This is a genomic window from Thiohalomonas denitrificans, assembly GCF_900102855.1.
Taxonomy (GTDB): domain Bacteria; phylum Pseudomonadota; class Gammaproteobacteria; order Thiohalomonadales; family Thiohalomonadaceae; genus Thiohalomonas; species Thiohalomonas denitrificans.
In genome coordinates this window covers 316,122-340,294 of the sequence record NZ_FMWD01000004.1, presented here as the reverse complement: position 1 = coordinate 340,294, position 24,173 = coordinate 316,122, and the positions used below count along the sequence as shown (strand labels likewise).

20 protein-coding genes are annotated in these 24,173 nt (G+C 63.0%); 12 read left to right on the top strand and 8 right to left on the bottom strand.

The window, feature by feature from the left end; all coding sequences use genetic code 11:
- Positions 1-105: 105 nt before the first annotated feature.
- Together BLP65_RS08235 and BLP65_RS08230 are read left to right on the top strand one after the other, a co-directional pair.
- Entirely contained in the window at positions 106-1,290 is a 1,185-nt protein-coding gene (locus BLP65_RS08235) for a trans-sulfuration enzyme family protein (protein WP_092995230.1), read from the top strand.
- 426 nt (positions 1,291-1,716) lie between these two features.
- A complete protein-coding gene (locus BLP65_RS08230) occupies positions 1,717-2,850 on the top strand; it encodes a cysteine desulfurase family protein (protein WP_092995228.1) in 1,134 nt (377 codons plus the stop codon).
- 144 nt (positions 2,851-2,994) lie between these two features.
- Here BLP65_RS08230 and rsmA read toward each other — a convergent pair whose 3' ends face one another.
- From rsmA to BLP65_RS08210, 4 genes are read right to left on the bottom strand one after another with little or no spacing between them, the layout of a single operon-like run.
- The gene (rsmA, locus tag BLP65_RS08225) at positions 2,995-3,777 is read right to left on the bottom strand and encodes a 16S rRNA (adenine(1518)-N(6)/adenine(1519)-N(6))-dimethyltransferase RsmA (RefSeq protein WP_092995225.1); all 783 of its coding nucleotides are present in this window, start codon (positions 3,775-3,777) and stop codon (positions 2,995-2,997) included.
- Between the two features lie 51 nt (positions 3,778-3,828).
- Positions 3,829-4,836: a 4-hydroxythreonine-4-phosphate dehydrogenase PdxA gene (gene pdxA, locus BLP65_RS08220; RefSeq protein ID WP_399351457.1), complete on the bottom strand. Its 1,008-nt coding sequence runs from the start codon at positions 4,834-4,836 to the stop codon at positions 3,829-3,831.
- A 28-nt stretch (positions 4,837-4,864) separates the two neighbouring features.
- On the bottom strand, positions 4,865-6,172 hold the full coding sequence (locus BLP65_RS08215) for a peptidylprolyl isomerase (protein ID WP_217631935.1): 1,308 nt from the start codon (positions 6,170-6,172) through the stop codon (positions 4,865-4,867).
- Between the two features lie 13 nt (positions 6,173-6,185).
- The gene (locus BLP65_RS08210; protein ID WP_175452490.1) at positions 6,186-8,351 is read right to left on the bottom strand and encodes an LPS-assembly protein LptD; all 2,166 of its coding nucleotides are present in this window, start codon (positions 8,349-8,351) and stop codon (positions 6,186-6,188) included.
- Between the two features lie 639 nt (positions 8,352-8,990).
- Here BLP65_RS08210 and BLP65_RS08205 point away from each other — a divergent pair.
- The 3 genes from BLP65_RS08205 to BLP65_RS16685 all read left to right on the top strand — a co-directional run bounded on the left by BLP65_RS08205 (position 8,991) and on the right by BLP65_RS16685 (position 13,211).
- Positions 8,991-10,832 (top strand): glycoside hydrolase family 15 protein, encoded by a 1,842-nt coding sequence (locus BLP65_RS08205; RefSeq protein WP_092995482.1) that lies wholly within the window; start codon positions 8,991-8,993, stop codon positions 10,830-10,832.
- Positions 10,825-12,210 (top strand): glucose-6-phosphate dehydrogenase, encoded by a 1,386-nt coding sequence (locus tag BLP65_RS08200; RefSeq protein ID WP_092995216.1) that lies wholly within the window; start codon positions 10,825-10,827, stop codon positions 12,208-12,210. Before BLP65_RS08205 ends, BLP65_RS08200 begins: the two co-directional genes overlap by 8 nt.
- 575 nt (positions 12,211-12,785) lie before the next feature.
- Positions 12,786-13,211 (top strand): hypothetical protein, encoded by a 426-nt coding sequence (locus BLP65_RS16685; protein WP_139181459.1) that lies wholly within the window; start codon positions 12,786-12,788, stop codon positions 13,209-13,211.
- 43 nt (positions 13,212-13,254) lie between these two features.
- Here BLP65_RS16685 and BLP65_RS08190 read toward each other — a convergent pair whose 3' ends face one another.
- From BLP65_RS08190 to BLP65_RS08180, 3 genes are all read right to left on the bottom strand, one after another.
- A complete protein-coding gene (locus BLP65_RS08190; protein ID WP_092995211.1) occupies positions 13,255-14,889 on the bottom strand; it encodes a sensor histidine kinase in 1,635 nt (544 codons plus the stop codon).
- Positions 14,890-14,978: 89 nt separating this feature from the next.
- A complete protein-coding gene (locus tag BLP65_RS08185; protein WP_092995208.1) occupies positions 14,979-16,340 on the bottom strand; it encodes an ATP-binding protein in 1,362 nt (453 codons plus the stop codon).
- Positions 16,337-17,056 carry a response regulator gene (locus BLP65_RS08180; protein ID WP_092995206.1) on the bottom strand — a complete coding sequence of 240 codons (720 nt, stop codon included), beginning with the start codon at positions 17,054-17,056 and terminating at the stop codon, positions 16,337-16,339. The genes BLP65_RS08185 and BLP65_RS08180 overlap by 4 nt, the downstream gene beginning before the upstream one ends.
- Positions 17,057-17,213: 157 nt before the next feature.
- Here BLP65_RS08180 and BLP65_RS08175 point away from each other — a divergent pair, with 157 nt between their 5' ends.
- The 7 genes from BLP65_RS08175 to BLP65_RS08145 all read left to right on the top strand — a co-directional run bounded on the left by BLP65_RS08175 (position 17,214) and on the right by BLP65_RS08145 (position 22,770).
- Complete coding sequence (locus BLP65_RS08175) at positions 17,214-17,420, top strand: hypothetical protein (RefSeq protein WP_092995203.1); 207 nt, start codon at positions 17,214-17,216, stop codon at positions 17,418-17,420.
- A gap of 20 nt (positions 17,421-17,440) precedes the next feature.
- Positions 17,441-17,722 carry a DUF1104 domain-containing protein gene (locus tag BLP65_RS08170; protein WP_092995200.1) on the top strand — a complete coding sequence of 94 codons (282 nt, stop codon included), beginning with the start codon at positions 17,441-17,443 and terminating at the stop codon, positions 17,720-17,722.
- A 317-nt stretch (positions 17,723-18,039) separates the two neighbouring features.
- Positions 18,040-19,062: an efflux RND transporter periplasmic adaptor subunit gene (locus BLP65_RS08165; RefSeq protein WP_175452489.1), complete on the top strand. Its 1,023-nt coding sequence runs from the start codon at positions 18,040-18,042 to the stop codon at positions 19,060-19,062.
- Positions 19,062-20,255 (top strand): ABC transporter permease, encoded by a 1,194-nt coding sequence (locus BLP65_RS08160; protein ID WP_092995194.1) that lies wholly within the window; start codon positions 19,062-19,064, stop codon positions 20,253-20,255. Before BLP65_RS08165 ends, BLP65_RS08160 begins: the two co-directional genes overlap by 1 nt.
- 4 nt (positions 20,256-20,259) lie before the next feature.
- Entirely contained in the window at positions 20,260-20,952 is a 693-nt protein-coding gene (locus BLP65_RS08155; RefSeq protein ID WP_092995191.1) for an ABC transporter ATP-binding protein, read from the top strand.
- Between the two features lie 68 nt (positions 20,953-21,020).
- Positions 21,021-22,004: an aminoglycoside phosphotransferase family protein gene (locus BLP65_RS08150; RefSeq protein WP_092995188.1), complete on the top strand. Its 984-nt coding sequence runs from the start codon at positions 21,021-21,023 to the stop codon at positions 22,002-22,004.
- Positions 22,005-22,008: 4 nt separating this feature from the next.
- On the top strand, positions 22,009-22,770 hold the full coding sequence (locus BLP65_RS08145; protein WP_092995185.1) for a M90 family metallopeptidase: 762 nt from the start codon (positions 22,009-22,011) through the stop codon (positions 22,768-22,770).
- Positions 22,771-23,145: 375 nt separating this feature from the next.
- Here the strand turns inward: BLP65_RS08145 and BLP65_RS08140 are convergent, their stop codons facing one another.
- Positions 23,146-24,168, bottom strand: coding sequence for a M14 family metallopeptidase (locus BLP65_RS08140; protein ID WP_092995182.1), 1,023 nt, complete (start codon positions 24,166-24,168; stop codon positions 23,146-23,148).
- Positions 24,169-24,173 lie beyond the last annotated feature (5 nt).

Here is a 24,173-nt window from a genome sequence, read left to right as displayed (position 1 = left end):
AACCTCCGTGCTCTCTGTGGTTATTTATGAAAAGTCAGGCCAGATCGACCAGAGAAGTCGGCACTGCAAATCTCTCCGTACAGTAATAATAGAGGAATGGAACCGATGCACGACAAAACACCCATGCACCTGGCAACCCGCTGTGTCCACGCTGGCGAATTGGATGATGCCCAGGGGAGCCCGCATACGCCGCTCTACACGACAACCACTTTCAAGTTTGCCTCTACCGAGGCGATTCTCGATGTGGTGGAGGGGCGTGCGGCCGGGAGTCTCTACACCCGCTACGGGCTGAATCCGACCATCCAGTCGCTAGAGGCGAAACTGGCCAGCCTGGAAGGGGCCGAAGCGGCGTTCGCGTTCTGCTCGGGGATGGCGGCGGAGACGGCGCTGTTCCTGGCATATGGGCGCGAAGGGGTCGTCTGCATTGGCGACGCCTACGGGGGCACGCTGGAACTGCTGGCCGACCAGCTGCCGCTATTCGGTATCGACACCCATCTTATTCTCGGCAGCGAACTCGATCGCCTCGAGGACCTTCTTGCCGGCGGCGCACGCCTGGTGTTCCTGGAGACGCCGACCAACCCGGCGCTGGAGGTCTTCGACCTGGCCGCCATTGCCGAAAAGGCCCACGCCCACGGCGCCCTGCTGGCGGTGGACAACACCTTCGCCTCGCCGGTCAACCAGCAGCCGCTCGCCCTCGGTGCCGACTTCGCCGTGCATAGCGCGACCAAGTATCTCGGCGGCCATAGCGACCTGACCGCCGGCGCGCTGATGGGCAGTCAGGAGCTGCTGGCCCCGATCTTCGGCTGGCGCAAGAACCTCGGCTCCATGCCGGCGCCGGAGACCTGCAATTTGCTCGCTCGCAGCCTGCGTACCCTGGTGGTTCGGGTGCGTCAGCAGAACGCCTCCGCCCAGGCTGTTGCCGAGGCGATGCAGCGCCACCCCCGCGTCCGGCGCGTCCTTTATCCCGGACTACCCGACTTTCCCGGCCACGACCTGGCGGCGAAACAGATGTCCGGCTTCGGCGGCATGCTCACCATCGAAGTCGATGCCGATACCGAAGGCACCGCTGCCGTAGTGGACCGGCTCAAGCTGTTCGCCATCGCCCCGAGCCTCGGCGGCGCCGAAAGCCTGGTCACCCAGCCGGTAACGACCACCCACCACGGCCTGAGTGAAACCGAACGCGAACGCCGCGGTATCAACGGCGCGATGGTCCGCCTGTCGGTGGGACTCGAGGACGCCGAAGACCTGATTGCCGACCTGGAACAGGCATTATCAGTGGCTAGTGGCTAGTGGCTAGTGGCGAGTGGCGAGTGGCGAGTGGCGAGTGGCTAGTGGCGAGTGGCCAGTGGCGAGTGGCGAGGGGCGAGGGGCGAGGGGCGAGGGGCTAGTGGCTAGTGGCTAGTGGCGAGAGACGAGGCACCCCATTGTCGGCCTTCAGGCCGTCATCCGAAGTTTCGGCGGGCTAAAGCCCGACCTACACATACTCGCCCTTCGCCCCTCGTTCCTCGCCACTGAATCGTAGCTCGGCCTTCAGGCCGTCGGAGCGTGACGGATGTGAATGGCGTGCCTAAGCCGCCTCATGGGAACGGAGGCAATACCCCCGGTAGGAGGCGCGCCCCCGCGGCGATTTTCTTGACGAACCTCCTCGCGCCGGGGCGGCCTCCTGCCGGGAACAAAGGGCAAGCTTTCGCAATTCTGCCGAGGAGCCAAACGTAAATGACCGAACCTGCTTATCTCGATTACAACGCGACCACTCCGATTGCACCGGAGGTGGTCGATGCCATGCTGCCTTATCTGCGGGAGCACTACGGTAACCCCTCATCCGGTCATCTCTACGGGAAACGGGCGGCGGAGGGGATTCTCCGGGCGCGCGGCGAGGTGGCCGACCTGATTGGCGCTGACGCGGATGAGATCCTCTTCACCGGCTGCGCTACCGAGGCCAATAATCTCGCCATTCGCGGTGTGGCCCGCGCGCTGCGGGACAAGGGCCGTCACGTCATCACCAGCGCCGTGGAGCATCCTTCGGTAACGATGCCGTTCAAGCGGCTCGAAGAGGAGGGCTGGGCGGTGACGGAGCTGCCGGTGGATGAATTTGGGCAAGTCCGCCCCGCCGATCTGCAGCAGGCGCTGCGTCCCGACACGACGCTGGTGTCGGTGATGCATGCGAACAACGAGGTGGGCACGATTCAGCCAGTGACCGAACTGGCCCGTATTGCCCATGCCCATGGTGCACTGTTTCACACCGACGCGGCCCAATCCGCCGGCAAGATCTCTGTGGTTGTGGACGACCTCGGTGTTGATCTGTTGACTCTGGCGGGTCACAAGTTTTACGCCCCCAAAGGGGTAGGGGCTCTTTATGTGCGCTCCGGGACTCCCATTCTGCCGCTGCTTGCGGGTGCCGGTCACGAGCGCGGTTTGCGGCCAGGGACGGAAAACACGCCCCACATCATCGCCATCGGCGCCGCCGCCCGATTGTCCCGGGAAGGGCTCCAACGCCATGCCGTCCACTTGATCCGCTTGCGCGATCGCCTCCACCGGCGACTCGCCGAGGTCATTCCGGAGCTTGTCCTGAACGGCCACCCCGAGGCGCGGCTGCCCAATACCCTGAACGTCTCGTTTCCGAAGGTGAGTGGTGCGGCGTTGCTGGAGGCTGCCGCCGCCGATGTGGCTGCCTCCACCGGCTCCGCCTGCCATACCGAAGGCGACACCCCCAGTGGTGTCCTCGGCGCCATGGGCGCTACGGCGGCGCAGGCGAGGGGTGCCGTGCGCCTCTCGATCGGCATCATGACCAGTGAAGATGATGTTGATCGTGCCGCTGCAGGGTTGGTCACCGCCTGTTCGAACGTCTAGCGAGTCCCGGATTTCGAACCATGGGGAACATTAGGAAAAAAAAGAACATCCTGTCCCACCCCGTGGTCCCCGTGCACCCCGTGGTTATTGTTCTTATTGTTTCGCGCCGCTACTAAATTGGTTACCGCCTGTTTGGATGGGTAGTCAATCCTGCTCGGCAGCGGCAGCGGCTGCGGCGAGGCGACCGAACTCTTCGACACTGAGGGTTTCGGCGCGGCGGGTGGGGTCGATGCCGCAGGCCTGGATGGTCTCGGCATCCAGTTCGCCCTTGAGGGTGTTGCGCAGGGTCTTGCGCCGCTGGGAAAAGGCCCTGGCTACGATGCGGGCGAAGAGGGCCGGTCTGGCCACCGGCACCGGAGGGGTCTCGTAGGGGAGCAGGCGGACGATGGCGGAGTGCACCTTGGGGGGCGGATGAAACGCGCCCGGCGACACATTGAAAAGGTGCTCCACCCGACAGTGCTGCTGGACCATGACGCTCAGCCGCCCGTAGTCGCGGCCACCCGGTGAGGCGGCGAGGCGGTCTACCACCTCCTTTTGCAGCATGAAATGCATGTCCTGCACGTACTCGGCCTGTACCAGCAGGTGGAAAATGAGCGGCGTGGAGATGTTGTAGGGCAGGTTCCCCACTATGCGCAGGCGCTCCTCTCCGGCCAACTGCCCGAAGTCGAACTTCAGGGCGTCGGCGCTGTGCAGGTGCAGGCGATCGCCGTAGCGTTCCGCCAGTTTCGGCACCAGATCACGATCCAGCTCCACCGCGTGCATCTCTCCCGTCGCCTGGAGTAGTGGACCGGTGAGGGCGCCCAAACCGGGGCCGATTTCTACCAGCTGTTGCCCAGGACGGGGGTTCACCGCGTGCACGATACGGTCGATTACGCTCGGATCGTGGAGGAAATTCTGGCCGAAGCGTTTGCGGGGACGATGGTTCATTAAATTTATTGGTTATTGGATGTCGGGTAGTCGGCCGGCATGGTCGAGGATTCAATCGGCGGCAGCCGAAGATGAGTTCTTTGCCATCTGCCGGGCGACCTCCAGGGCGTAGAGCAGACTGCCGGTATCGGCGCGGCCGGTTCCGGCGAGCTCCAGGGCGGTACCGTGGTCCACCGAGGTGCGGACGATGGGCAGGCCCAGGGTCACGTTGACGGCGCGGCCGAAGCCCTTGTGCTTGAGCACCGGGAGGCCCTGGTCGTGGTACATGGCCAGCACGGCATCGGCGTCGGCCAGTAGACCCGGGGTGAAGGCGGTGTCTGCGGGCAAGGGCCCGACCAGGTCCATTCCCCGGTTTCGCAATGCATCGAGCACCGGCTCGATCACCTCGATCTCCTCCCGGCCCAGGTGACCGCCTTCGCCGGCGTGTGGATTGAGTCCACACACGAGGATACGGGGCCGCGCCAGACCGAAGCGGTTGCGCAGACTGTCATCAAGGATGTTCAGGGTATCGGTGAGGCTCTCGCGTGTTATTGCTGCGGCGACGGCCGAGAGCGGCAGATGGGTGGTAGCCAGGGCCACCCGCAATCCGGGAGTGGCCAGCATCATCACCACCTGTCGGGTGCCGGTGCGTTCGGCCAGGAACTCGGTATGGCCGGTAAACGTAACGCCTGCCTCATTGATAACACCCTTGTGAACGGGTCCGGTGACCAGCCCGTCGAAGTGGTCATCGAGGCAGCCATCGATTGCGGACTCCAGCGTCTGTAGTACGTAACGGACATTGTCGGGTTGCAGGCGGCCGGGCGTGACCTCTGTTGCCAGCGGTACCGGCAGCATGCTCAATCGGCCGGGCTCGCGGGTGACGGCAGCGTCGGTTCGAAACGGCTCCAGTTCGATATTCAGGCCCAGGATCCGGGCGCGGCTCTCCAGGAGAGCGGGGTCGGCAACCGCCACCCACTCCTCCTCGCGAGCCGCCTGGCACAGGCGTAGCAGCAGATCCGGCCCGATACCGGCCGGCTCACCCGGCGTGATGGCAAAACGGGGCCGGTTACGAATCTGCAAGGTTCAGTGACCGATTCTCAATGTCCAATCATCCCTCCAGCCGGATGTCCACGTAAGCCTCGTCCCGCAGACGGCGCAGCCAGCTCTGCAGCTCCTCTTCCGCCTTGCGCTCGCGAAGCGCCTGGTGGGCGCGATTGCGGTTGTAGGCCTCGGTGTTGTCGTGGTCACGCCTCTCGATAAGCTGCACGATGTGCCAGCCGAAATCGCTCTTGAACGGTCGGCTGATCTCTCCCGGAGAGAGCCCGTCCAGCACCTGTTCGAAAGCGGGCACAAACGATCCCGGATTGCTCCACCCCAGGTCGCCTCCGCTGCGGGCCGAGCCCTTGTCGTCGGAATGGGTCCGGGCCAGGGCGGCGAAATCCTCGCCCGCCTGAATGCGTTCGCGCAGACGTTCCAGCCGGGTGCGGGCATTCTCGTCCGAGACGAGTTCGTTGGTGCTGATCAGAATGTGGCGTGCATGACTCTGCTGGACCAGGTGCTCGGCCTGACCTCGTGTCGCCTCCAGCCGTATCAGGTGGAATCCGCTGGGGCTGCGAATCGGATCGGCCACTTCGCCGGTCTCCATCCCGCTGACGGCATCGGCGAACAGCGTGGGGAGCTCTTCCCGGCCGCGCCAACCCAGGTCGCCGCCCTCCAGGGCCTGCCGGCCATCGGAATGGGCGATGGCCAGCTCACGGAAATCCGCGCCGGAGCGGGCTTGAGCCAGGATCGCTTCGGCCTCCTTGCGCCCCTCGCGGACCTGTTCGGGGCTCGCCGCCTCAGGCACGGCGATGAGGATGTGCGAAAGGCGATACTGTACCCGTTTGACATCGCTCCCCTTGCGGCTCTCCAGAAAGTGCTCCACCTCCGCATCGGAGACCTGGACCCGATTCTCCACTTCGCGGCTTCGCAGACGGGTGATAATCATCTCGTTGCGGATCTCCTCCCGAAAGCCCGCGAAATTGATTCCATCCTGAGTCAGCACATCCCGAAATTCCTGCAGGGAGAGGTTGCTGTCGGCGGCGATGCGGGAAATGGTGCGGTTGACTTCTTCATCTTCCACCCGGATTCCCGACTCGAGGGCACGATCCAGTTGCAGGCGTTCGATGATGAGGCGTTCCAGCACCTGTGGACGCAGGACGTCATCGGGTGGCAGCTCGCCCCGGGAAGACTGCTCCAGCTGTAGCTTGATGGTCTTCATCCGCTGTTCGAGTTCTTTCAGGGTAACGACGTTGTCGTTGGCCACGGCGACGATGCGGTCGAGTTCGACCACACGCGGGGCGGCGCTGGCCGGTGATGCGGCCAGCAGGAGTGCCGTAAGGGTGGCGGTGAGTAGTGTTGCGATCGCTGTTTTCATCATCTTCCCGTGGTCAGTAGCCCAAAATGCCGCGTTCGACCTCTTCCTCGAGTTGGCTTCCTATTTGAGTCAAGCCTTTCAGCTCCAACAGGAGCTCAACGCTACGCTCCTGTTCCAGTGTGCCGGTGTCGAGCGTGCTGCGTGTAATCAAACGTAACGACCAGCAGCAGGCTTGATACTCCAACCCTAATATCTCGTCGAGATTCCGTTTCTCGACCAAGTCATAATTTGAGCGGCCGAGGACACTCCATTGCCGGGCGAGCGGCCAGAAGAACGACACGTCGGTCTGCTCGAGATCCGGCTCAAGCAGGCGGTAACTCAGAGTGAAGTTCTTGCGCTTGGCGGGATTGTACCGGACTCGTCCCGTTACTTCCTCGGTTTGCTCTTCATGGGGATCATAAACCGCGCTGGCGCTAACGTCCCAGGCCGGGGCCGGTCGTGACCGAAGCTCGCCGACGAACTCCGAACTTGCGGTTTCCAGGGGTTCTTCATCGGGATTCAGCTGCACCCGGCGGTCGGCGAAATACTGAATCTGACCGAGGCTCGCGCTCAGCAGTTCCGCGCCATTGTCGGGATCGATAAAACGGGTGGTGACTGCGGTGGTCAGCTGATTGGCATCCCCCATGCGATCGGGGCCGGAGAAGCGATTCTCCCGGAAGAGCTGCGAGTAGCTGGTGCCATAGAGTCCGGTGTCGAAAAGCGGCAGGGCGCTCTGGTCTTCGTAGGGGACATAGAGGTAGTACAGGCGTGGCTCCAGCGTCTGCAGAAGTCCACGGCCACCGATATTCAGATCTCTTTCAAAGAACAGGCCTCCATCCACACTGGCGAGAGGCAGTGTCCGGGTCAGTTCCTCGTCTTCCGCCGTGTCCAGCTGGTATTGGGTATGCCGCAGGGCCAGCTTCGGCGTAAGAAACCAGGCAGTGCCCCGCTGCGGCAGACTTAGCGACGGCGTTACATCCAGACGGGTGCCGGTCGGACGGCTGTCGCCCGGCTCCTCATCCAGGGCGAAGTGGACCAGTTCGGCGTGTCCGCCCCATTCCAGTCCGGCCGTGCCGCGGGGCGGCGAGAAGTCGAACACCAGCTGTGGCTGACGCTGGTAGGCGGCGGTGCCGGACAGGGGCTGATACTCCTGTACGCGGCCCAGGAAGGACCACCAGTCGGCCCGGTAATCGAGATTCAGATGGCGTTCCAGATGGGTCTGACTGGTTAGGCCCTGCCGATTGGAGATGTCCTCAAAGTATTCGGCGTCGGAAACCTCCTGATAGAGGAGGTCGCTGCTCCAGCGGTTCCAGTGTGCCTTCTGGTCGATTCGCAGAAAAGAGCGGTCATCGCCAAACAGCGAATCGTCATTAAGGAAGTCGTAGGCGATCTGTCCGGATGAGTCGGGGTTCAGATAGCGAAACTCGCTGTAGAGCATGGTGCCGCGGTTTTCGATATAGCGCGGTGTGAAGGTCGCGTCGCGATGCGGTGCGATATTCCAGTAGTAGGGGATCGAGAGGTCCGTGCCGCCGGTTTCGCTGCTGCCGTAAGAGGGTGCCAGAAAGCCGCTTTTGCGCCCCTCCAGCGGGAAATTCAGATAGGGCGTATAGAAAATGGGCACGCCCTTGACGTTGACCCGGACGTTCCAGGCCTCGCCGGTATTGGTCGCCTCGTCCAGGTCGAAGCTGCCGGCCTTGAGGGCCCAGACCTGGTTGTCGGGATCGCAGGTGGAATAGGTCGCCGATTCCATCCGGGTGAACTCCGGCGTGATGATTTCCACCAAATCCGCGGTGCCGTTGGCGCGGGTGGAGATGAACCGGAAACGGGCATCGTGAATGCGGCCGCTATCCTCTTCCAGCTGCAGCTCTGCCCGTTCTCCGAAAAGCCGGGCGTCGGGGGTCTCGTAACGGATATTGCCGATTAGTGTCGCGGTATCGTTCAACTGGTTGTAGATGGCTTCGTCACCGGTCACCCGGCGTTGGTCCCGGCGGAGGGTGACGTTTCCCGTGAAGGTACTGACACCGCCTCGCTGTGCAGTCAGCCGGTCCGCATCGACGTAACTCACACCCGGCTCCAGGTCATTCTCGAACGAGGGCCTGCTGATCGGTTCACAATAGGCCCACTCCCCCTGCTGGCCATGCGCGGGCACGGCCAGCGCCAACAGGGCAGCGGCGGAAATTCGGCGAATAGCTCTGGACAAGGGAGTGTGCCGCTTGTCAGCTGTGGTCAGGGGCATGGGGCAGGGCAGCCACATCCTTTGAGTCGATTGATGCAAGTCCTTGATACCAGGTAGTCGGCCGCGGTATAGCGTAATGGGTGGCAGGGAATTGCATCAATCACCGGCATGGACAGTGTGAGTATGCGTTCATTTTGAGGACCATGGGAGGCCTCAAGCCCGCTACAGGGCACTTCCATTCATCCAACGCGGATTCTGTCGGGTCCAAATGGCCGAGGCCAGGGCGCACTGCGCAGGCGGTGGCTCTCCGCGAGCAGAATCGTGTTGATGGAAGTCCCCTAAAATCGCACAGAATCAGATTCCCTTCAAATTCCGCCCATCCATTCTGACCGGGGCGCCGCCACAACTACTGGCCGAATCGCTTTCTTAACGTGTTTCAGCTTACTGTTCGCTGCCGACCGGAGTCGGCATGCCACCGGCCAGCCGGAAGCTGTTGCAAGTGCGTCCGGGTTGCGTCTGCCGGGCCCTGGCCGATACTTGAGGAAAACCTCCGATACAGGAGCTGGCCATGGAGGTACTGTATGGCAGTGTGGCATCCATTCGGGTCCGCCGCGGGCGCCGGTTTCACCTGGCTTCGTGTGACCGCGCATGAATGATGAAACGATGGATTCCTCCTCGGGCAGCCCGCAGGCGCCCTTCAAGCCGCTGCAATACACGCCGGAAGGCTATCTCGACATTGAGGAGTACGGGCTGATCGGCGACGGCGCAGGTGCCGCCCTGGTAGGGCGCGACGGCACAATTCCCTGGCTGTGCGCACCCCGCTTCGATTCCCCGCCCCTGTTTTGCGGGTTGCTGGACGCCAATCGGGGCGGAGCCTTCACCATCGCACCGGAAGGGCTCCGTGAGGCCCGGCATTACTATTTACCGGATACCGGTGTGCTGGTCACCGAAATGCGCAGTCCGGAAGGCCTGGTGCGGGTTACCGACGCACTTACCTTCCGTAGCGGCGCCAACCTCAACGAAGGGGTGCGCGCCGCGCGAGGGGAGTTGCTGAGAAAGGTCGAGGTCCTCGAAGGTGATGTACCGCTGCGTATCGATCTGGTGCCGCGAGGGCCGGTCGACGTCGAGCCCCACGGCGAGGGCTGGCGGATCCGCAGCAGGGATGGGCTGGAGGTGCGTTTTGGCACCACGATGCCCCTGCAGGGGTTGAGCAGCCGTTATGTGACCCGGGAAGGCGATCGGTTCCACCTGGCGCTGCGATGGGCGCGCGGTTCCTACCGCCATGATCCCATCTCTCATGATGAGGTCCTGGAGAACACCATTGCCTCCTGGCGGCGCTGGATTGGCTGCTTCGATTATGACGGCCCCCGGGCGGACCTGGTGCGACGCTCCGCCATTACCCTGAAACTGCTCGACTATCTGGAAAACGGCGCCATTGTCGCCGCCCCCACCTCGTCACTGCCCGAAGCCATCGGTGGTCCACGCAACTGGGATTACCGGTACACCTGGATTCGTGATGCCGCCTTTTCGGTCTATGCCCTTCGCGGGGTCGGCCTCACCGGGGAGGCGCAGGCCTTTCTGGCCTGGGTGCTGGATGATGTGGAGAACCCTGGTCGGCTACGGGTACTGTACGACCTGGACGGAGGCGTCCCGCCAGCCGAATGGATGGACAAGGGCCTGGAAGGGTATCGGCGTTCGGCGCCGGTGCGCTGGGGCAATGCCGCGGCGGACCAGCATCAGCATGACGTGTTTGGCGAGATCCTCGATTGCGCCTACCAGTGGGCCAACCGGGGCGGCCGGATTACCCCGCACCTCTGGTCTGCCCTGCAGGCCTTCGTCGAGCGGGCCCGGGTGGAGTGGCGCAAACCCGACCACGGGATTTGGGAAGTGCGTACCTCCGGCCACCCGTTCACCTACTCCGCTGCTCTCTGTCAGGTGGCCCTGGATCGCGGTGCCCGTATTGCCGAACGGCTGGGTCTGCCCGGAGATACCGAGGCGTGGCACATGGATGCAGCGGCTATTCGGGAGGCCATCCTCTCCCAGGCCTGGAACCCGCAGCACGGCACTCTTACCGAACATTTGGGCGGCGGCTGGCTGGATGCAAGCCTGCTGACCCTGCCGCTGAGACGGGTAGTGCCATTTGATCACCCGCGCATGGTGGGGACCGTGGAGGCTGTCCGCCAGCATCTCGGGGCCGGCAACGGCCTGCTTTACCGCTATATCCCCGAGGCATCCCCGGATGGACTGTCCGGAGACGAGGGGGCATTTCTGCTGTGCAGCTTCTGGCTGGTTGATAACCTGACCGGCCAGGGAAGGGTGGAGGAGGCGCTGGCGCTCTATGAATCCCTCTGCGATCGCGCTAATGATCTGGGCCTGTTGCCTGAACAGATCGACCCGCCCAGTGGTGCCTTTCTCGGCAACTTTCCCCAGGCCTTCAGCCATGTGGGCCTCATCGCCAGCGGCCGCAATCTGGCGCGGGCCCTCCGGGGCAGAAGCGATGCTTGAACGCATGGTGGTACTGGGCGCCGGCGGGGATTTGATGGCGCGTTATCTGTTGCCGGCGCTGGGGCGTCTGCTGCAACTGGAGCGGCTGCCGCCCGGGTTTTCTGTGCTGGGAATCTCCCAGGAGCCCGCCAGTGATGAGGCCTTTCGTGAACGGATGGCGGAGCAGTTGGCCCGTCACGCCCCGGACCTGCATGCCCCGGTCCGGCAGGATCTGGTTGCGCGCCTGACCTACCGCCAAGCCGATGTCACCGATGCCGGGCAGGTTGCCCGCGCACTGCCGGGGGTGAATGAACCCCTGCTGGTTTACCTGGCACTGCCCCCCGCGGTGTATGCCGGTAGCATCAATGCGCTCTGCGACGCAGGGCTGGCAGCGGGCAGTCGACTGGTCATCGAGAAGCCCTTCGGCTGGGATCTGGCCTCCGCACGAGACCTCAATCGCCTGATTGCCGAACGGCTCGGTGAAGCAGCGGTGTTCCGCATCGACCATTTTCTCGGCATGCAGACGGTGCAGAATATCCTCGGCCTGCGCTTTGCCAACCGCATCTTCGAGAGCCTGTGGAATGCGGTCCACGTGGAGCGGGTGGAGATCGTCTGGGACGAGACCCTCACTCTCGAAGGACGTGCCGGCTACTATGACGCCGCCGGCGCGCTGCTCGACATGATCCAGAATCATCTGCTGCAGCTACTTTGTCTGGTGGCCATGGAGCCTCCCCAGACCCTGAGTGAACGGGATCTGCGCGATCGCAAGGTGGATGTGTTGCGGGCGGTGCGACGACTCGGCCCCGAAGAGGTGGACCGCCAGACCCGGCGCGCCCGCTACGGGGCCGGGCGGATTGGCGAGCGCCGCGTGCCGGCCTACACCGGGGAGCCTGGTGTGGACCCGCAACGGGGTACCGAGACCTTCGCCGAGGTGATGCTGTTCGTCGGAAACTGGCGTTGGGCCGGGGTGCCGTTCATCCTGCGCAGCGGCAAGGCGCTCGAGCGCGATCGCCGCGAGATAGCCGTTCACTTCCGGCCGGTTCCGCACCTCGCCTTCGAGGAAGAGGCCGCATACCCCAACATCCTGCGTCTGAACCTGGAGCCGGAACGGCTTGCGTTGGCATTCAATATCACCGGTCCCGGCGAGCGTTTCGATTTGCGCGAGACGGTGCTGGAAAGCCCGCTCAATACGACGGCGCCCGATGCCTACAGCCGTCTGCTGCTCGATGCCCTGCAGGGGGATTCAACCCTCGCCATCCGCGGGGATGAGGCGGAGGAGGCCTGGCAAATCATCGAGCCGATCACCCGCGCCTGGAAGGCAGGCCATGCGTCCATCGATGAGTATCCGGCCGGTAGCCGTGGGCCGACTATCCCTCTCCGGGGTGTGGCTCCGGGATGATCCCGCCCTGTGAGTTGTAACGTCATGTAACCCGACCCGGGAGTCGTTACATTCGGTGACCAAAATCCCGCATTGTGAAATCCTGCAGCGGTAGCTGCGTGCTGCAATCGTGACCCTGAACGGTAAATGTCAGCACAGTCTGGTCCGACAGACTGCCGGCAGAGTTTGAGGGATGACCGAGGGAGGTCACGATGAGTACCAGACAAATCCTTGTTGCTGTGGGCCTTTGCGCCGGTCCCTTGTTGCCCGGTTGCGTCAGCCAACCCTCCGGGATATCCGATCCGGTTCCGGTTGAGGCCACTGGTCAGGCTTCGGCAGGTGGTGTGGATGGAGCCGTTGACCGGAGCCGGGCAGTGGATGAGGTCCCGCTCAGCCTGCCGGGGAACGACAAACCAGCGCCCCCGGACTTCTCGGGGCTTTGGGTTCTGAATGCGGAGGCAAGCGATGATCTTCAGGAGAAAATGGCGGCAATAAAAAACACCAGAGGTGGAGGGCAAGCCCGGCGAGGATCCGCAGGGCGTGGCGGTGGCGGCGGGATGAAGGGGGGGCAAGGCCATGGCCGGTCAGGAGGCAGGATGCGAGGCAACAGCTTCTCCGCGGGGGATCTATCCGCTCTGCTCAAGGCGTTGAACACCCTTGAGATCGCTCACGATGATCCCTTTTTGAGCATCACCGACCCGGACGGGCACCGCCGGCGCCTGTTCACCGATTTCCGGGGGGCTTCCATCTCTACCAGTGGCGGCTTGCAACAGCAGGTAACGGTCGCCGGTTGGGAAGACGATGTGCTGGTGGTAGAAACGACGCCTGACAGCGGTCCGCGCCTGATACAGCGGTACCGGCTCGATGCGGGTACGACGCAGCTTGTGATCCTATCGGAGGTCGTCATTCCGCAACTCACCGCGCCGCTCCAGGTTCGTTATGTCTACGAGCCGGTAACAAGTGGCGCAACCAGTGAGCTTTCCCCTTCGTCACGGCGGTCTCCAGCGCAATCGCTACAGTGACTTTCAGAGGGTGGCCGCAAGCCTGTCTCCACCCGCTGCTCAACTAGTGATTTATTGACTTCGGCCACCAAATTCGAAAACGCGCGCCGCGCGGCAGGTTATCGACGACATCGACCTGCCCACCGTAGCTAAGCACCAGCTTTCTCACGATCGTCAAACCGATCCCTGTATGCCCTTGACCCGCGTCGGGTCTCAAGGACATAAACATCCCGAATATCCTCTGCCGTTCTTCCGCCAGGATCCCCGGCCCGTCATCCGCTATCTCCACCCGCCAAAACCGTTCTTCCTCCTCAGCGCGAACCCAGACCGTGCCTGACTCGGGATGGTCGTGGTGAGAGGCCGCGTTGGTAATCAGGTTCTGGAATATCTGCTTCAGATGCAACGCGTCGGCCTGAAGGCTCGGCAGGGGCTCCCGGATCTCGACCCGAAAACCGGCCGGTAGTGACAATTCGCCGCTCAACTCCTCAAGCAGTAACTTGAGGGACACCGACTTGCGAGCCTCGCCGGTGACCCGGCCCGCACGGGAGTACGTGAGTAGGCCGTCGATCAGTTGGTCCATACGGATCACCCGGTCGCGCATTAGCCGCAGCCGATTGCGGTTTTCTTCATCAAGTTGATCGGCGGCATCTTCGATGATCCACGAGGACAGCTGCGAAACCGCCCGCAGCGGGGCCTTGAGGTCGTGGGAGGCCACATAGGCGAACTGTTCCAGCTCTCGGTTCATCGCCTCCAGTTGTTCGGTTCGGCGATATACGAGCTGACGGACTTTTGCTTCCCGGTCCAGCATCAGGCGGTGGAGAAGGGCCAAAATCCCACCCAGGAGGAGGCCGCCGAACCCGATGACAAAGGGTATCCATCGGGAAGCTATGAAGGTGCCGGGCGTTGCTACGGCAGTCATAATCCAGGTCGTCCCATCTACAGGTACACTCCGCGTCAGCCGTCGGCCTGGCGGAAACGCGCCGGTATCGAAACGCATACCCCTAGCATTAGTGGAACAGCGAAAGGAATCTGTCACATCGCTACGGGGATCGGTGACGAAAATCTCCATCGCATCCGATCTGTTACGCAAACACAAAATGTCGGTTAGCAGTCGGTCAACCTGATACAGGCCGGAAACGAAGCCAAGCAACTCCCGCTCGTCCGTTCCCCGGCGAAAAACCGGCCGTAGTACCCGAAACCGGACCCGGCCATCCATCATGTACCAAGGGATGATCATTAGCTCTCGCTTTTTGGCAGGGTCGATGAGGCGGTTTGGGACCTGGCTCCAGTCGCTTTCCGACTCGGAGAGTTCGTCGCTCAGACTATAGCTGTAGCCCATCGGAAAGGTCTCCTGTCCCGGCCGGGCTTGCTGTCGCGGAAACCATTGCAAGGCCACTAGCGATCCCTGCTGGGGAATGCTCTTTACGAACCGGAGAAAACTGCGCTCGTCCAACGTCCCCGCCTGGAAGCTGGCGGTCAAGGCAAGGTGATGCACTGGCCGAAAGCGCAAGTGGATCCCCGATTCCAGTACAGCCATCTGCTCGCGCACGGCTAGAGCGAAGTGGGTCTGGTGTCGGGTGTTTTCGAGACGATAAAGCCCGATCGCAACGGCCAGTGCCCCTCCGACGATCACGGCGAAGACCAGCCATGGGACCCATGGCTTCAGTGCCAGTGAGCGCCCCTTCTGGAGCCAGCTCATCTTTTCAGCATCCCTATGGTCATGGGATTTAGTAAAGAACAAAGGGGGAGAGTTTGAGGTGGGGTAAAACAGCTTTGGCCTGCCGGTGCTCAGCGTGGCAAGGTGAGGACGGCTTCCAGTCCACCGCCGGTGCGGTTTTGAAGGTGCAACTCGCCACCGTGGAGGCGCGCAATATCGCGCGCGACCGCCAGACCCAGGCCGACACCACCGGTCTCGCGGCTGCGCGATCTCTCCAGACGATAGAAAGGCTCGAATACCGTCTCCAGTTGCGCCTCGGGAATACCGGGGCCCCTGTCGGCTACGGTGACCTCGAGCCTGTCGGCCCGGTCGTCGACCCGCACCCCGGCCTGGCCGCCGTAGTTCAGGGCGTTGCCGAGTAGATTGGCAAACAGCCGTTTCAGTGCAAGGGGACGCCCAGGATAGGGTGTCTGCGTTGTCCCCTCAAGGACAACCGCTTCGCCTGCTTCCTCATGGTCCGCCTGCAGGCTGCCGAGGAGTGCCATCATGTCCACCGGCTGAACCGGCTCTTCACGGTTCACGCCGCGCAGCAGATCCAGCGCCGCTGCCGTCATCTCTTCCATCTCGACGAGGTCGTCGTTGACCTTCGCCCGAAGCTCCTCATGGTTGATCAATTCGGCGCGTAGCCGCAGCCGCGTAATAGGAGTGCGCAGGTCGTGGGAAATGGCTGCCAGGGTCCGTTCCCGTTCGTGGATATAGCTGCGCAACCGAGCCTGCATGGTATTGAAAGCCGCTGCCGCCCGGCGCACCTCGGCAGGTCCCGTTTCGGCCAGCGGTGTATGGTGGATATCCCGTCCCAGCCCTTCGGCCGCCGTGGCCAGCACCGCCAGTGGCCGCGTGAGCCAACGCACGATGAGAAGCGTAAGCCCCACCACCGAGGCCAGTAAGATGATCAGCGTCAACAGCAGGCGCAACGGCCATGAGCCCTGGTGGCCGGTTGTCACACGATGTTCAATGCGCACCCAGGCGTCATCCCACAGCTGTGCCTGCACGATCAGCAGCGCCGCCGCAGGCACTCCCTGTCGGCCGGGACTCGGCCCGGTTTCGCCTGTGGGGGGCGCAGAGGCTGTGGTGCTCACCACCATCTGCTGCGGTCGTTCCGGACCCAGCAGGCGTCGCAGGAGCATGCGGACATGCTGGCCACCCGGGCTGCTATCGGGTAATGGAGGCGGCGCTTGCTCGAGGATCCGCACCTGCAGCGGGCCGCTGTTGAGTACAGGCAGGAGTGCGCTGCGCGTCGGGTGATCGAGACGATCCAGCACCTGTATAAGGTCCCCGATCCGCTGGGCAGCGCTGACTCCGCCCGCCTTGTAAAGGACGGCGGCGCGGTCCCGCAGCAGCACCACCGCACCCAGGATCTGGGCCAGCAGCAGACCGGCGAGCAGTGTGGCAAAGAGGCGGCCGGAAAGGGTGGCCGGTAGCAGCCGGCTCACCGCTCGGCCTCCACTTCGGCGGCCAGAATGTAACCCTCTCCGCGTACCGTCTGGATCAGGGTGGTGCGGTCGTCGTCCAGTCGTTTGCGCAGGCGGCCCACCTGGACATCGACACTGCGATCGAACGGCAGTGCCTCTCGACCTCGGGTAAGGTCCAGCAGCCGGTCACGACCGAGTATCTGCCGGGGGTGTTCGAGAAAGACCTGAAGCAGGCGGTACTCGCCCGTAGACAGGGCCACCACCACTTCTTGCGGAGAAATCAGCCGGCGCTGGAGCAGGTCCAGTGTCCAGCCGGCAAAGCGCAGGCGACGCACATCGGTGCGCTCGGCGGTCGGAGGCAGCGCCCGCACCCGTCGCAAAACTGCTCCGATCCGGGCTAGCAGTTCGCGCGGGTTGAAGGGCTTGGGCACGTAGTCGTCTGCCCCCATCTCGAGGCCAACAATGCGGTCCGTCTCCTCGACGCGTGCAGTGAGCAGGATCACCGGGAGCGTAGAGTGGGCCCGCAGTTCGCGGCACAGCGCCAGTCCATCTTCGCCGGGGAGCATGATATCCAGCACTATCAGGTCGAAATGCTCCCGCCTGAGCGCCGCGCGCATTGTCGCACCGTCGGCGACTGCTTCCGCGTAGAGACCGTTGCGCCGCAGATAATCGCGCAACAGGGTGCGGATTTCGGCATCATCATCGACAACCAGGATACGTTCGGATGGAGTCACCATCCGCACCAATATACCTCCATCGGTACCCGACTTCTGTAACACTCTGTAACCGCGCGGCGTGCGCCGTAATGGTCGGTTACCAAAGGATATCTCACTGACATCTTTTATCTTCCGGCCTCTGGTGCAATGGGGGCGTATCCTTGTAACGGGAGCAGTCATGAAAGCAAGCAGACGCGAAGCCGTCCCACTTGAGGCGAAAACGCAATCAACGAAGGAGTCGCTACAGGCGCGCCTGACCCGTCTCGAGGGACAGATCGCGTGGTTGCAGGACCAGGCCCGGGCACGCGAGCAGTTCCTGGGTACACTCACCCCCGAAAAGGCGGCGCAGATGCGCGGCTTCACCGGTGGTAGTTACCGCTATTGAACGAACAAGGAGCAGGATCGATGAACTTCCGGAACCGGTTTGGTGCAGCATTGCTGACGTTTGGCCTCGTCCTGGCGTCACCGACACTGGCGACCGACTTTGGCGGCAAAACCAATGAGGAACTGATGCGCATGAATCCGCAGCAGATGAGTGCCGATGAGCGGGAACAATTCCGCACCGAGATGCGCCAGCGGATGCAGAATATGGATTCGGCTGAGCAGCAGCAGTTTCGCAACGAGATGCGCAGCCAGAGCGGTGGCGGACAAGGCAATAAACAGGGCAGGGGACGGGGTGGCTACTGATCCGTGTACCGGGGTAGCAATTGTCCTGCGTGGAGCACTGGATAGTGTGGTCGAGCGGAGCTCTTGTGGTACGTTTCCTCCCTCGGGTCCACGCAATATCCGGCTTTGTGCTGGGGGGGCGCTATAAATCCTGTCGGGTACGCTGCAAGTACGACCTACAGGGAAGCAGGAAGTGAAGTGCAGGAGCGATTCATCTTCTATACCTGTGCTCGACCGACATGGTATCAAGGATTGACTCGCTCGCTTCAAAGTATGCGGTTGTCCTGCACCCGGACGACGCCTCGATCCGTTTACTCGACCCGCTTGCGAGAATATTGATGGCTAAATCGTTGAAATGGCTTAGCCTGAGCGGAGTGGTCCTGGCACTTGCCATGCTGGCCGTCTATCGCTTCTGGATTTACCTGCTGCCGGTGGAGGTGGTTGTGGCGCAGGAGGGTCGCGTGGCCCACAACGTTCATATCCCCGGCACTATACAGGCGCGCTACCCGATTACGGTAAGTGCCCGCATCCCCTCCGCAATTACCGAACTGCACGCGGACGAAGGCGATATGATCGAGCGAGGGGAGCTGCTTGCCCGTTTCGATGACCGGGAGTTGGCAGCCGGGCTTGCTGTTGCACGCGCCGAGCTGGAACTGGCACTGGCGAATCACCGGCGCGATCGTGAGCTGTTCGGGAAGGACCGGGGGCTCATCTCACGCAGCGAGTTGGACGCGTCGTCGGCGGCCGTGCAGGCGGCCCGGGCGCGTGAAACAGAGACGGCCACCGCACTCTCGCATACTCGCATCGAGGCGCCGACCCGTGGCGTGGTCACGGCACGCCTGGTCGAGCAGGGCCACACGGTAGGTGCCGGTACTCCGCTCTTCCGTCTGGTGGACCCGGCAACACTCTGGATCGCTGCCCGTGTCGATGAGTCGGTGGTCGGGGCCGTAGAGGTGGGGCAGCCGGCGAAAATCGAGCTGCGCACCGGTGAACAGCTGGCGGGCACGGTGGCGCGTATCGGCAGGGAGTCGGATGCGGTCACCCGCGAGCTGGAGGTCAACATCGCCTTCGACAAGCCCCCGACGCGCTTTGCTATTAATCTCGAGGCGGAGGTCACTATCCGTGCCGGCGAGAAACAAGGGGTGGTTGTTCCCACCTATGCGCTTTCATATGGAGATGGTGGCCAGGCGGTGCTGGTGATACGGAAACGTCGTGTTCAGCGACAGCCGGTTGAGACCGGGATCGAAGACGGTGAACGCGTGCTGGTGCGTAACGGTATACAGGCAGGCGAACAGGTGGTGGCCACACCACAGCAGGTGCGGGTCGGCCAGCGGGTCGAGCCGGTCCCGAGAGAGCGGTAATGGACCTCGCGATCAAGGATGTCCGTCGCCACCTCGGCAAGTTTCTCGCCACCATTGCCGGCGTCGGCATGCTGGTGGCCATTGTTCTCATCATGAACGGCATTTTCCAGGGCAACATCGCCGACGGCATCTGGCTTATCGAGAACACCCGGGCCGATCTGTGGGTGGTGGAACGGGATCGCGGCGGCCCTTTCAACGAATCCTCCCGCATTCCTACCGACAGTTACCGTAGTGTGGCGGCGACCCCCGGCGTGGCCCGGGCCAGCCCCTTCATCAGTTACGCCGTGCAGCGGGAGATCGGCGGCCGGGAGCAGCAGTTCACCATTATCGGCTACGACGTCTTCGGCGGGCTCGGCGAGCCTGGACGGATCATCGCCGGGCGGCCGATTCGGCGCGCCCACTATGAGCTGGTAGCCGACCGCAAGTTGGGGCTGGCACTGGGGCAGACCCTACGGCTCGGGGTGCATGAATATACGGTGGTGGGCTTGACCCGGGGGGCGGTTGATTCTGGCGGGAATCCACTGGCCTATCTCTCGTTGCCGGACGCCCAGGAGGTGCTCTACCAGCAGGACAACCGGGCTTTGGAGGTCCAACGGGAAAGTGACCGCCAGCGTCTGGAGGATGCGGGCTATGCGTCGGCCGAAGTGGAACGGCTGCTGCCGTTACTCGGCGGTGGCAGCGCCACGATCAGTGCAGTGCTGGTGGCGCTGACCCCCGGCGCCGACCGGGATGCGGTCGCCCGCCATATCGAGCGGTGGCTCTATCTCAGTGCCTACACCACCGAGCAGGAACGGGACCTGATGCTGGAGGGCAAGCTCAAGCGGATGACGGCAATTCTCGGTGTCTTCCGGACATTGCTGCTTGCCGTGGCCATCGTCATCATCGCCTTGCTGATCTATGTCCTTACGATGGAAAAGGTTCGCGCTATCGCCACACTCAAGATCATCGGTGCGGGCAACGGCGTGATCGTCCGCCTTATTCTGGAGCAGGCACTGGTACTCACTCTCGGGAGCTTCGCCTTCGGCTACGCCCTGACCACCGCCACCCAGGACAAATTTCCGCGTAATCTGGTGCTGCTGCCGGAGGAGACCATGCTCACCTTCATCATCATGCTGGTCGGAGGCGTATTGGCGAGCCTGATGGGGATCTGGCACGCTCTGCGCACGCCGCCATCGCTGGCACTGGGGGGGTAAGCGCATGACGGTCCTGCGCGTGAATCACCTCAAGCACGTCTTTGGCAGTGGCGAGCTGGCGGTGACGGCTCTGGAGGAGATCGACTTCGCCGTCGAGGCGGGTGAGTTGATGGCTCTGCTCGGGCCTAGCGGATCGGGCAAGAGCACCCTGCTGTTGTGCATCAGCCTAATCCTGGCGCCGACCGCCGGCAGCATCGAGATCGGCGGCCATACGGTCTACGCCGAAGGCTGGGCGCACCGGGAGTCGCGCCGCCTGCGGCGGGAGAAGATCGGCTTCATCTTTCAGGGCCATAACCTGATCCCTTTCCTCAGCGCCCGCGATAACATCGTTCTGGCCCTGGAGCTGAACGGGGTGGGCCGGCGGTCGGCCCGCCAGCGGGCTGATGAGCTGCTGGACTATCTGGAGGTCACCCACCGTGCGGACGCGCTGCCGGGCAATCTCTCCGGCGGCGAGCAGCAGCGGGTCGCCATCGGGCGGGCCCTGGCCAACGAGCCGCCGCTCATCCTTGCCGACGAGCCCACCGCCTCCCTCGATACCGAGCGCGGCGGCCGGGTTATGGAGTTGCTCAAGCGCATCGCCCGGGAACGCAATTCGGCCGTCATCACGGTTACCCACGACGAACGCATGATTGCCGGCTTCGATACTGTCCGGCGGCTGCGCGACGGGCGACTGCTGGTGGCGGAGGAGTACACATGAGGACGCTGTCCCCGCCCGGAGTGTCACCGGTATAATGGTGGAAACCCAATCCATCACACGGAGACATCATGCCCAAACGCATGGAGCAGCTCACCCGCTGGCTTAGGCACGATGTGGGACTGCCGCCTTTTGAACTGGCACCCGCCTCCGCGGACGCCAGCTTCCGTCGCTATTTCCGCATTGTCTTCAACGGCGAGTCCCGCATCGTCATGGACGCCCCGCCCGACAAGGAGGATGTGCGACCGTTCGTTCGTATCGCGCGGCAGTTGCGATCTGTCGGTCTCAATGTTCCTGCCATCGAAGCGGAGAATACCGAGGAAGGGTTTCTGCTGCTCGGTGATTTGGGAGAGTGCCAGTACCTTTCCGAACTCGATGACGGCAGCGTCGATCGTCTGTATGGCGATGCACTGGGGGCCCTTGTGGTGCTTCAAAGCTGTGGACCTGAGGGGTTGCCGGCCTACGAAGGGGAACTCCTGTGGCGCGAAATGGAGCTGTTTCGTGAATGGTTCCTGGGACGTCATCTCGGGTTGGAACTGAAGGAATCGGAGCAGCGGATGCTCGACGAGGTCTTTGAGCGGCTGATTGCGGCCGCACTCGAACAGCCGCAGGTCCCGGTGCATCGGGATTTCCACTCCCGAAACCTGATGGTGGCGCCGCATAATCCGGGTATTCTGGACTTCCAGGATGCCGTGTCCGGTCCGGTGACCTACGACCTGGTGTCACTGCTGCGGGATGCCTACATTGAATGGCCCCGGGAACGGGTGGAGGATTGGGTGCAGGGTTACCACGACCTCCTTGTGGACTCGGGCGTTCTGCGCCAGCCTGGAGAGCAGGCCTTCCTGCGCTGGTTCGACCTGATGGGGGCGCAGCGTCACCTCAAGGTGTTGGGGATCTTTGCCCGACTTCACCACCGTGACGGCAAGGCCGCCTACCTGGACGACATGCCGCTCACGTTCCACTATCTGCTCGATGAGAGTTCCCGCTACCCCGAACTGAGGAAATTGCAGCACTTCCTTCAGGAACGCGTCGCGCCATTTTTCCAGCGAGGGTGATTGGGTGTGGAGCTTCAGGCACTGGCGCCGCCGCCGCATACTGGCCCGCTCGGCGGTTTCCAAAGGGGAGTGGCGGCGCGCCGAAGAGTCACTCCCGCTACTTGAGAGCCTGACGGACGATGAACGCCATCGATTACGTGAGTGGGCGACGCTTTTCCTTCACGAGAAATCCCTCGAGGGTGTGCAGGGGCTGACTATCGATGGTGATGCGGCACGTCGCATCGCCCTGCAGGCCTGCCTGCCGATCCTCCATCTCGACTTCGATTGGCTCCGCGGCTGGACGTCGGTGGTGATCTACCCCGATGCATTCGTGGTGGATCACGAGGAAATGGATAGTGCCGGCGTGGTCCACCGTGTCCGGGAGGCACGCAGTGGCGAGTCTTGGGACCGCGGTCCGCTGATTATCTCCGCCGCCGACGTAGACGCGGGTCGTCAGCGGGACGCCTACAACGTGATTCTCCACGAGATCGCCCACAAACTCGATGCCTTGAACGGCGTCGCCGACGGTTTTCCTCCCCTGCATGGTGATATGCAGCCCGAAGCGTGGACCCGTGCCTTCACCCGGGCATTCGAGGATATCAACCAGCGGCTGGACGCGGGCCAGGAGACCCTTCTGGACCCTTATGCCGCCGAAGCGCCCGAGGAATTCTTCGCCGTCGCCACCGAGACCTTTTTCGAGGTTCCGGAACGATTGGCAGAAGCCTATCCAGACGTTTTCGAACAGCTCGCCCGATTTTACCGGGTGTGGTCGTTAAAGAGGTCATAAGGGCCAAAACCGACCCACAGGCTGGGGCGCAGACGGCAGGCAACCACTGAGACCACCGAGAACGGCGCGGTTTAATTAAGGGAGAACCCGGTGCCCGTAGGGCGCATTCTGAGATGCCACTTTGTTCCCACAAAGCCGATGACCTTGCGGAATGCTCCGTACCCGTGTGGGGACACATACCAAATGCGCCGGCACCGACCGCCACCGATCCGGTGTATTTGAATGTGCCCCAACAATGGTTGGTGCACTCCGTAAATTGATCGGCTCTATTAAAGACGCTGGCATATCAAGAATGCACCCTTGTATGTTCTGTTCCACAGCTCCAGGGGAGGGGGCGATCATCCGCGTAAGGCATACAAGCCGGACGCATCGCGGCTACGTCTCGGGAGCGGCGATGGGGGGCAGGCGCTCCATCAGATAACAGAGGCAGTCCTGCCGGATTACACAATCGTCGAGGGTTAGCATCGATGGCATGATCGGCAGCCGGGTGCGCAGTTCGCCCTCTATCACCGTGAAGAAGTGCTCGGTGACCGGGTCCCCCTTTTCGTTTCGCGCCTCTACCCGGGCACCGGCGCCGTTGGCGTAGGCCAGCGTAGTGCCGGCGGGCAGTTCGCGAAAGTTGAGCTCGTCCAGATCGGGTTCGAACAGCAGTTGCGCGCTGGCATCCCGGAAGCTGAAGGAGACGTCCTCGGGGACTTTGACGGTAGCCACCGTATGGAACAGGTCATAGTCATGGGGAGCGACCGGGTGATCCGGCAGTGCCGCCATGTTGAGCACCGCATCGAGGTATTCAAGTACATGGCCGGTGTTCGCGGACTGCCCGGGTTTGCCGCACTCGACTGTTACCGCCGGACAGAGCCGGGCCATGGCCATGGACTGAACGGCATCGGGACGGATGAAATAGACCACCGTGCGACTGAACAGGGTGGCCAGGTGCAGATAACGATGGTCGAGGCGGTTGATGCAGCCGTAGTGGGGGTTGAGACCGGTATTGTTGTGGACGTCGATACTGGCGAAGGGTCGGCGCCGGCCAACGGCATCCAGCACCTCCGCAGCCAGGCGGTGTTCGGGTCCGTCCCCCCCTTTCCAGATGCGGTTGAAGTCGGGCTGCCCCTCCAGGTGCCGCAGGCCATGCCGGGCAGCAGCAACGTTGCCGATGAACAGCGACAGTGACCGAGGCAGCGTGTGCCCCGCGTACTGATCCAGCAGGGCGCGCACCGCCTCCCAACCGGTATCCTCATTACCGTGCAGTAGCACTGTCACCACCAGTGGCTCGTCCCGCCGCCCCGGGAGGTGAATCAGGGTGGGCCCCTCCAGGATTTCGTGCAGCCGCGACGCCGGCCGGCTCAACAGCCCGTCGGGGAGTCCCTCCAGTTGCTCCAGCTTCGGTTCATGCATCCTCT

Coding starts and splice junctions, on each gene's coding strand:
- BLP65_RS08170 (WP_092995200.1), top strand. CDS start 17,441: ATGAACTTCCGGAACCGGTTTGGTGCAGCATTGCTGACGTTTGGCCTC.
- BLP65_RS08180 (WP_092995206.1), bottom strand. CDS start 17,056: ATGGTGACTCCATCCGAACGTATCCTGGTTGTCGATGATGATGCCGAA.
- BLP65_RS08155 (WP_092995191.1), top strand. CDS start 20,260: ATGACGGTCCTGCGCGTGAATCACCTCAAGCACGTCTTTGGCAGTGGC.
- BLP65_RS08175 (WP_092995203.1), top strand. CDS start 17,214: ATGAAAGCAAGCAGACGCGAAGCCGTCCCACTTGAGGCGAAAACGCAA.
- BLP65_RS08205 (WP_092995482.1), top strand. CDS start 8,991: ATGGATTCCTCCTCGGGCAGCCCGCAGGCGCCCTTCAAGCCGCTGCAA.
- rsmA (WP_092995225.1), bottom strand. CDS start 3,777: ATGAACCATCGTCCCCGCAAACGCTTCGGCCAGAATTTCCTCCACGAT.
- BLP65_RS08200 (WP_092995216.1), top strand. CDS start 10,825: ATGCTTGAACGCATGGTGGTACTGGGCGCCGGCGGGGATTTGATGGCG.
- BLP65_RS08160 (WP_092995194.1), top strand. CDS start 19,062: ATGGACCTCGCGATCAAGGATGTCCGTCGCCACCTCGGCAAGTTTCTC.
- BLP65_RS08230 (WP_092995228.1), top strand. CDS start 1,717: ATGACCGAACCTGCTTATCTCGATTACAACGCGACCACTCCGATTGCA.
- BLP65_RS08140 (WP_092995182.1), bottom strand. CDS start 24,168: ATGCATGAACCGAAGCTGGAGCAACTGGAGGGACTCCCCGACGGGCTG.
- BLP65_RS08215 (WP_217631935.1), bottom strand. CDS start 6,172: ATGAAAACAGCGATCGCAACACTACTCACCGCCACCCTTACGGCACTC.
- BLP65_RS16685 (WP_139181459.1), top strand. CDS start 12,786: ATGCGAGGCAACAGCTTCTCCGCGGGGGATCTATCCGCTCTGCTCAAG.
- BLP65_RS08150 (WP_092995188.1), top strand. CDS start 21,021: ATGCCCAAACGCATGGAGCAGCTCACCCGCTGGCTTAGGCACGATGTG.
- BLP65_RS08190 (WP_092995211.1), bottom strand. CDS start 14,889: ATGAGCTGGCTCCAGAAGGGGCGCTCACTGGCACTGAAGCCATGGGTC.
- BLP65_RS08165 (WP_175452489.1), top strand. CDS start 18,040: ATGGCTAAATCGTTGAAATGGCTTAGCCTGAGCGGAGTGGTCCTGGCA.
- BLP65_RS08235 (WP_092995230.1), top strand. CDS start 106: ATGCACGACAAAACACCCATGCACCTGGCAACCCGCTGTGTCCACGCT.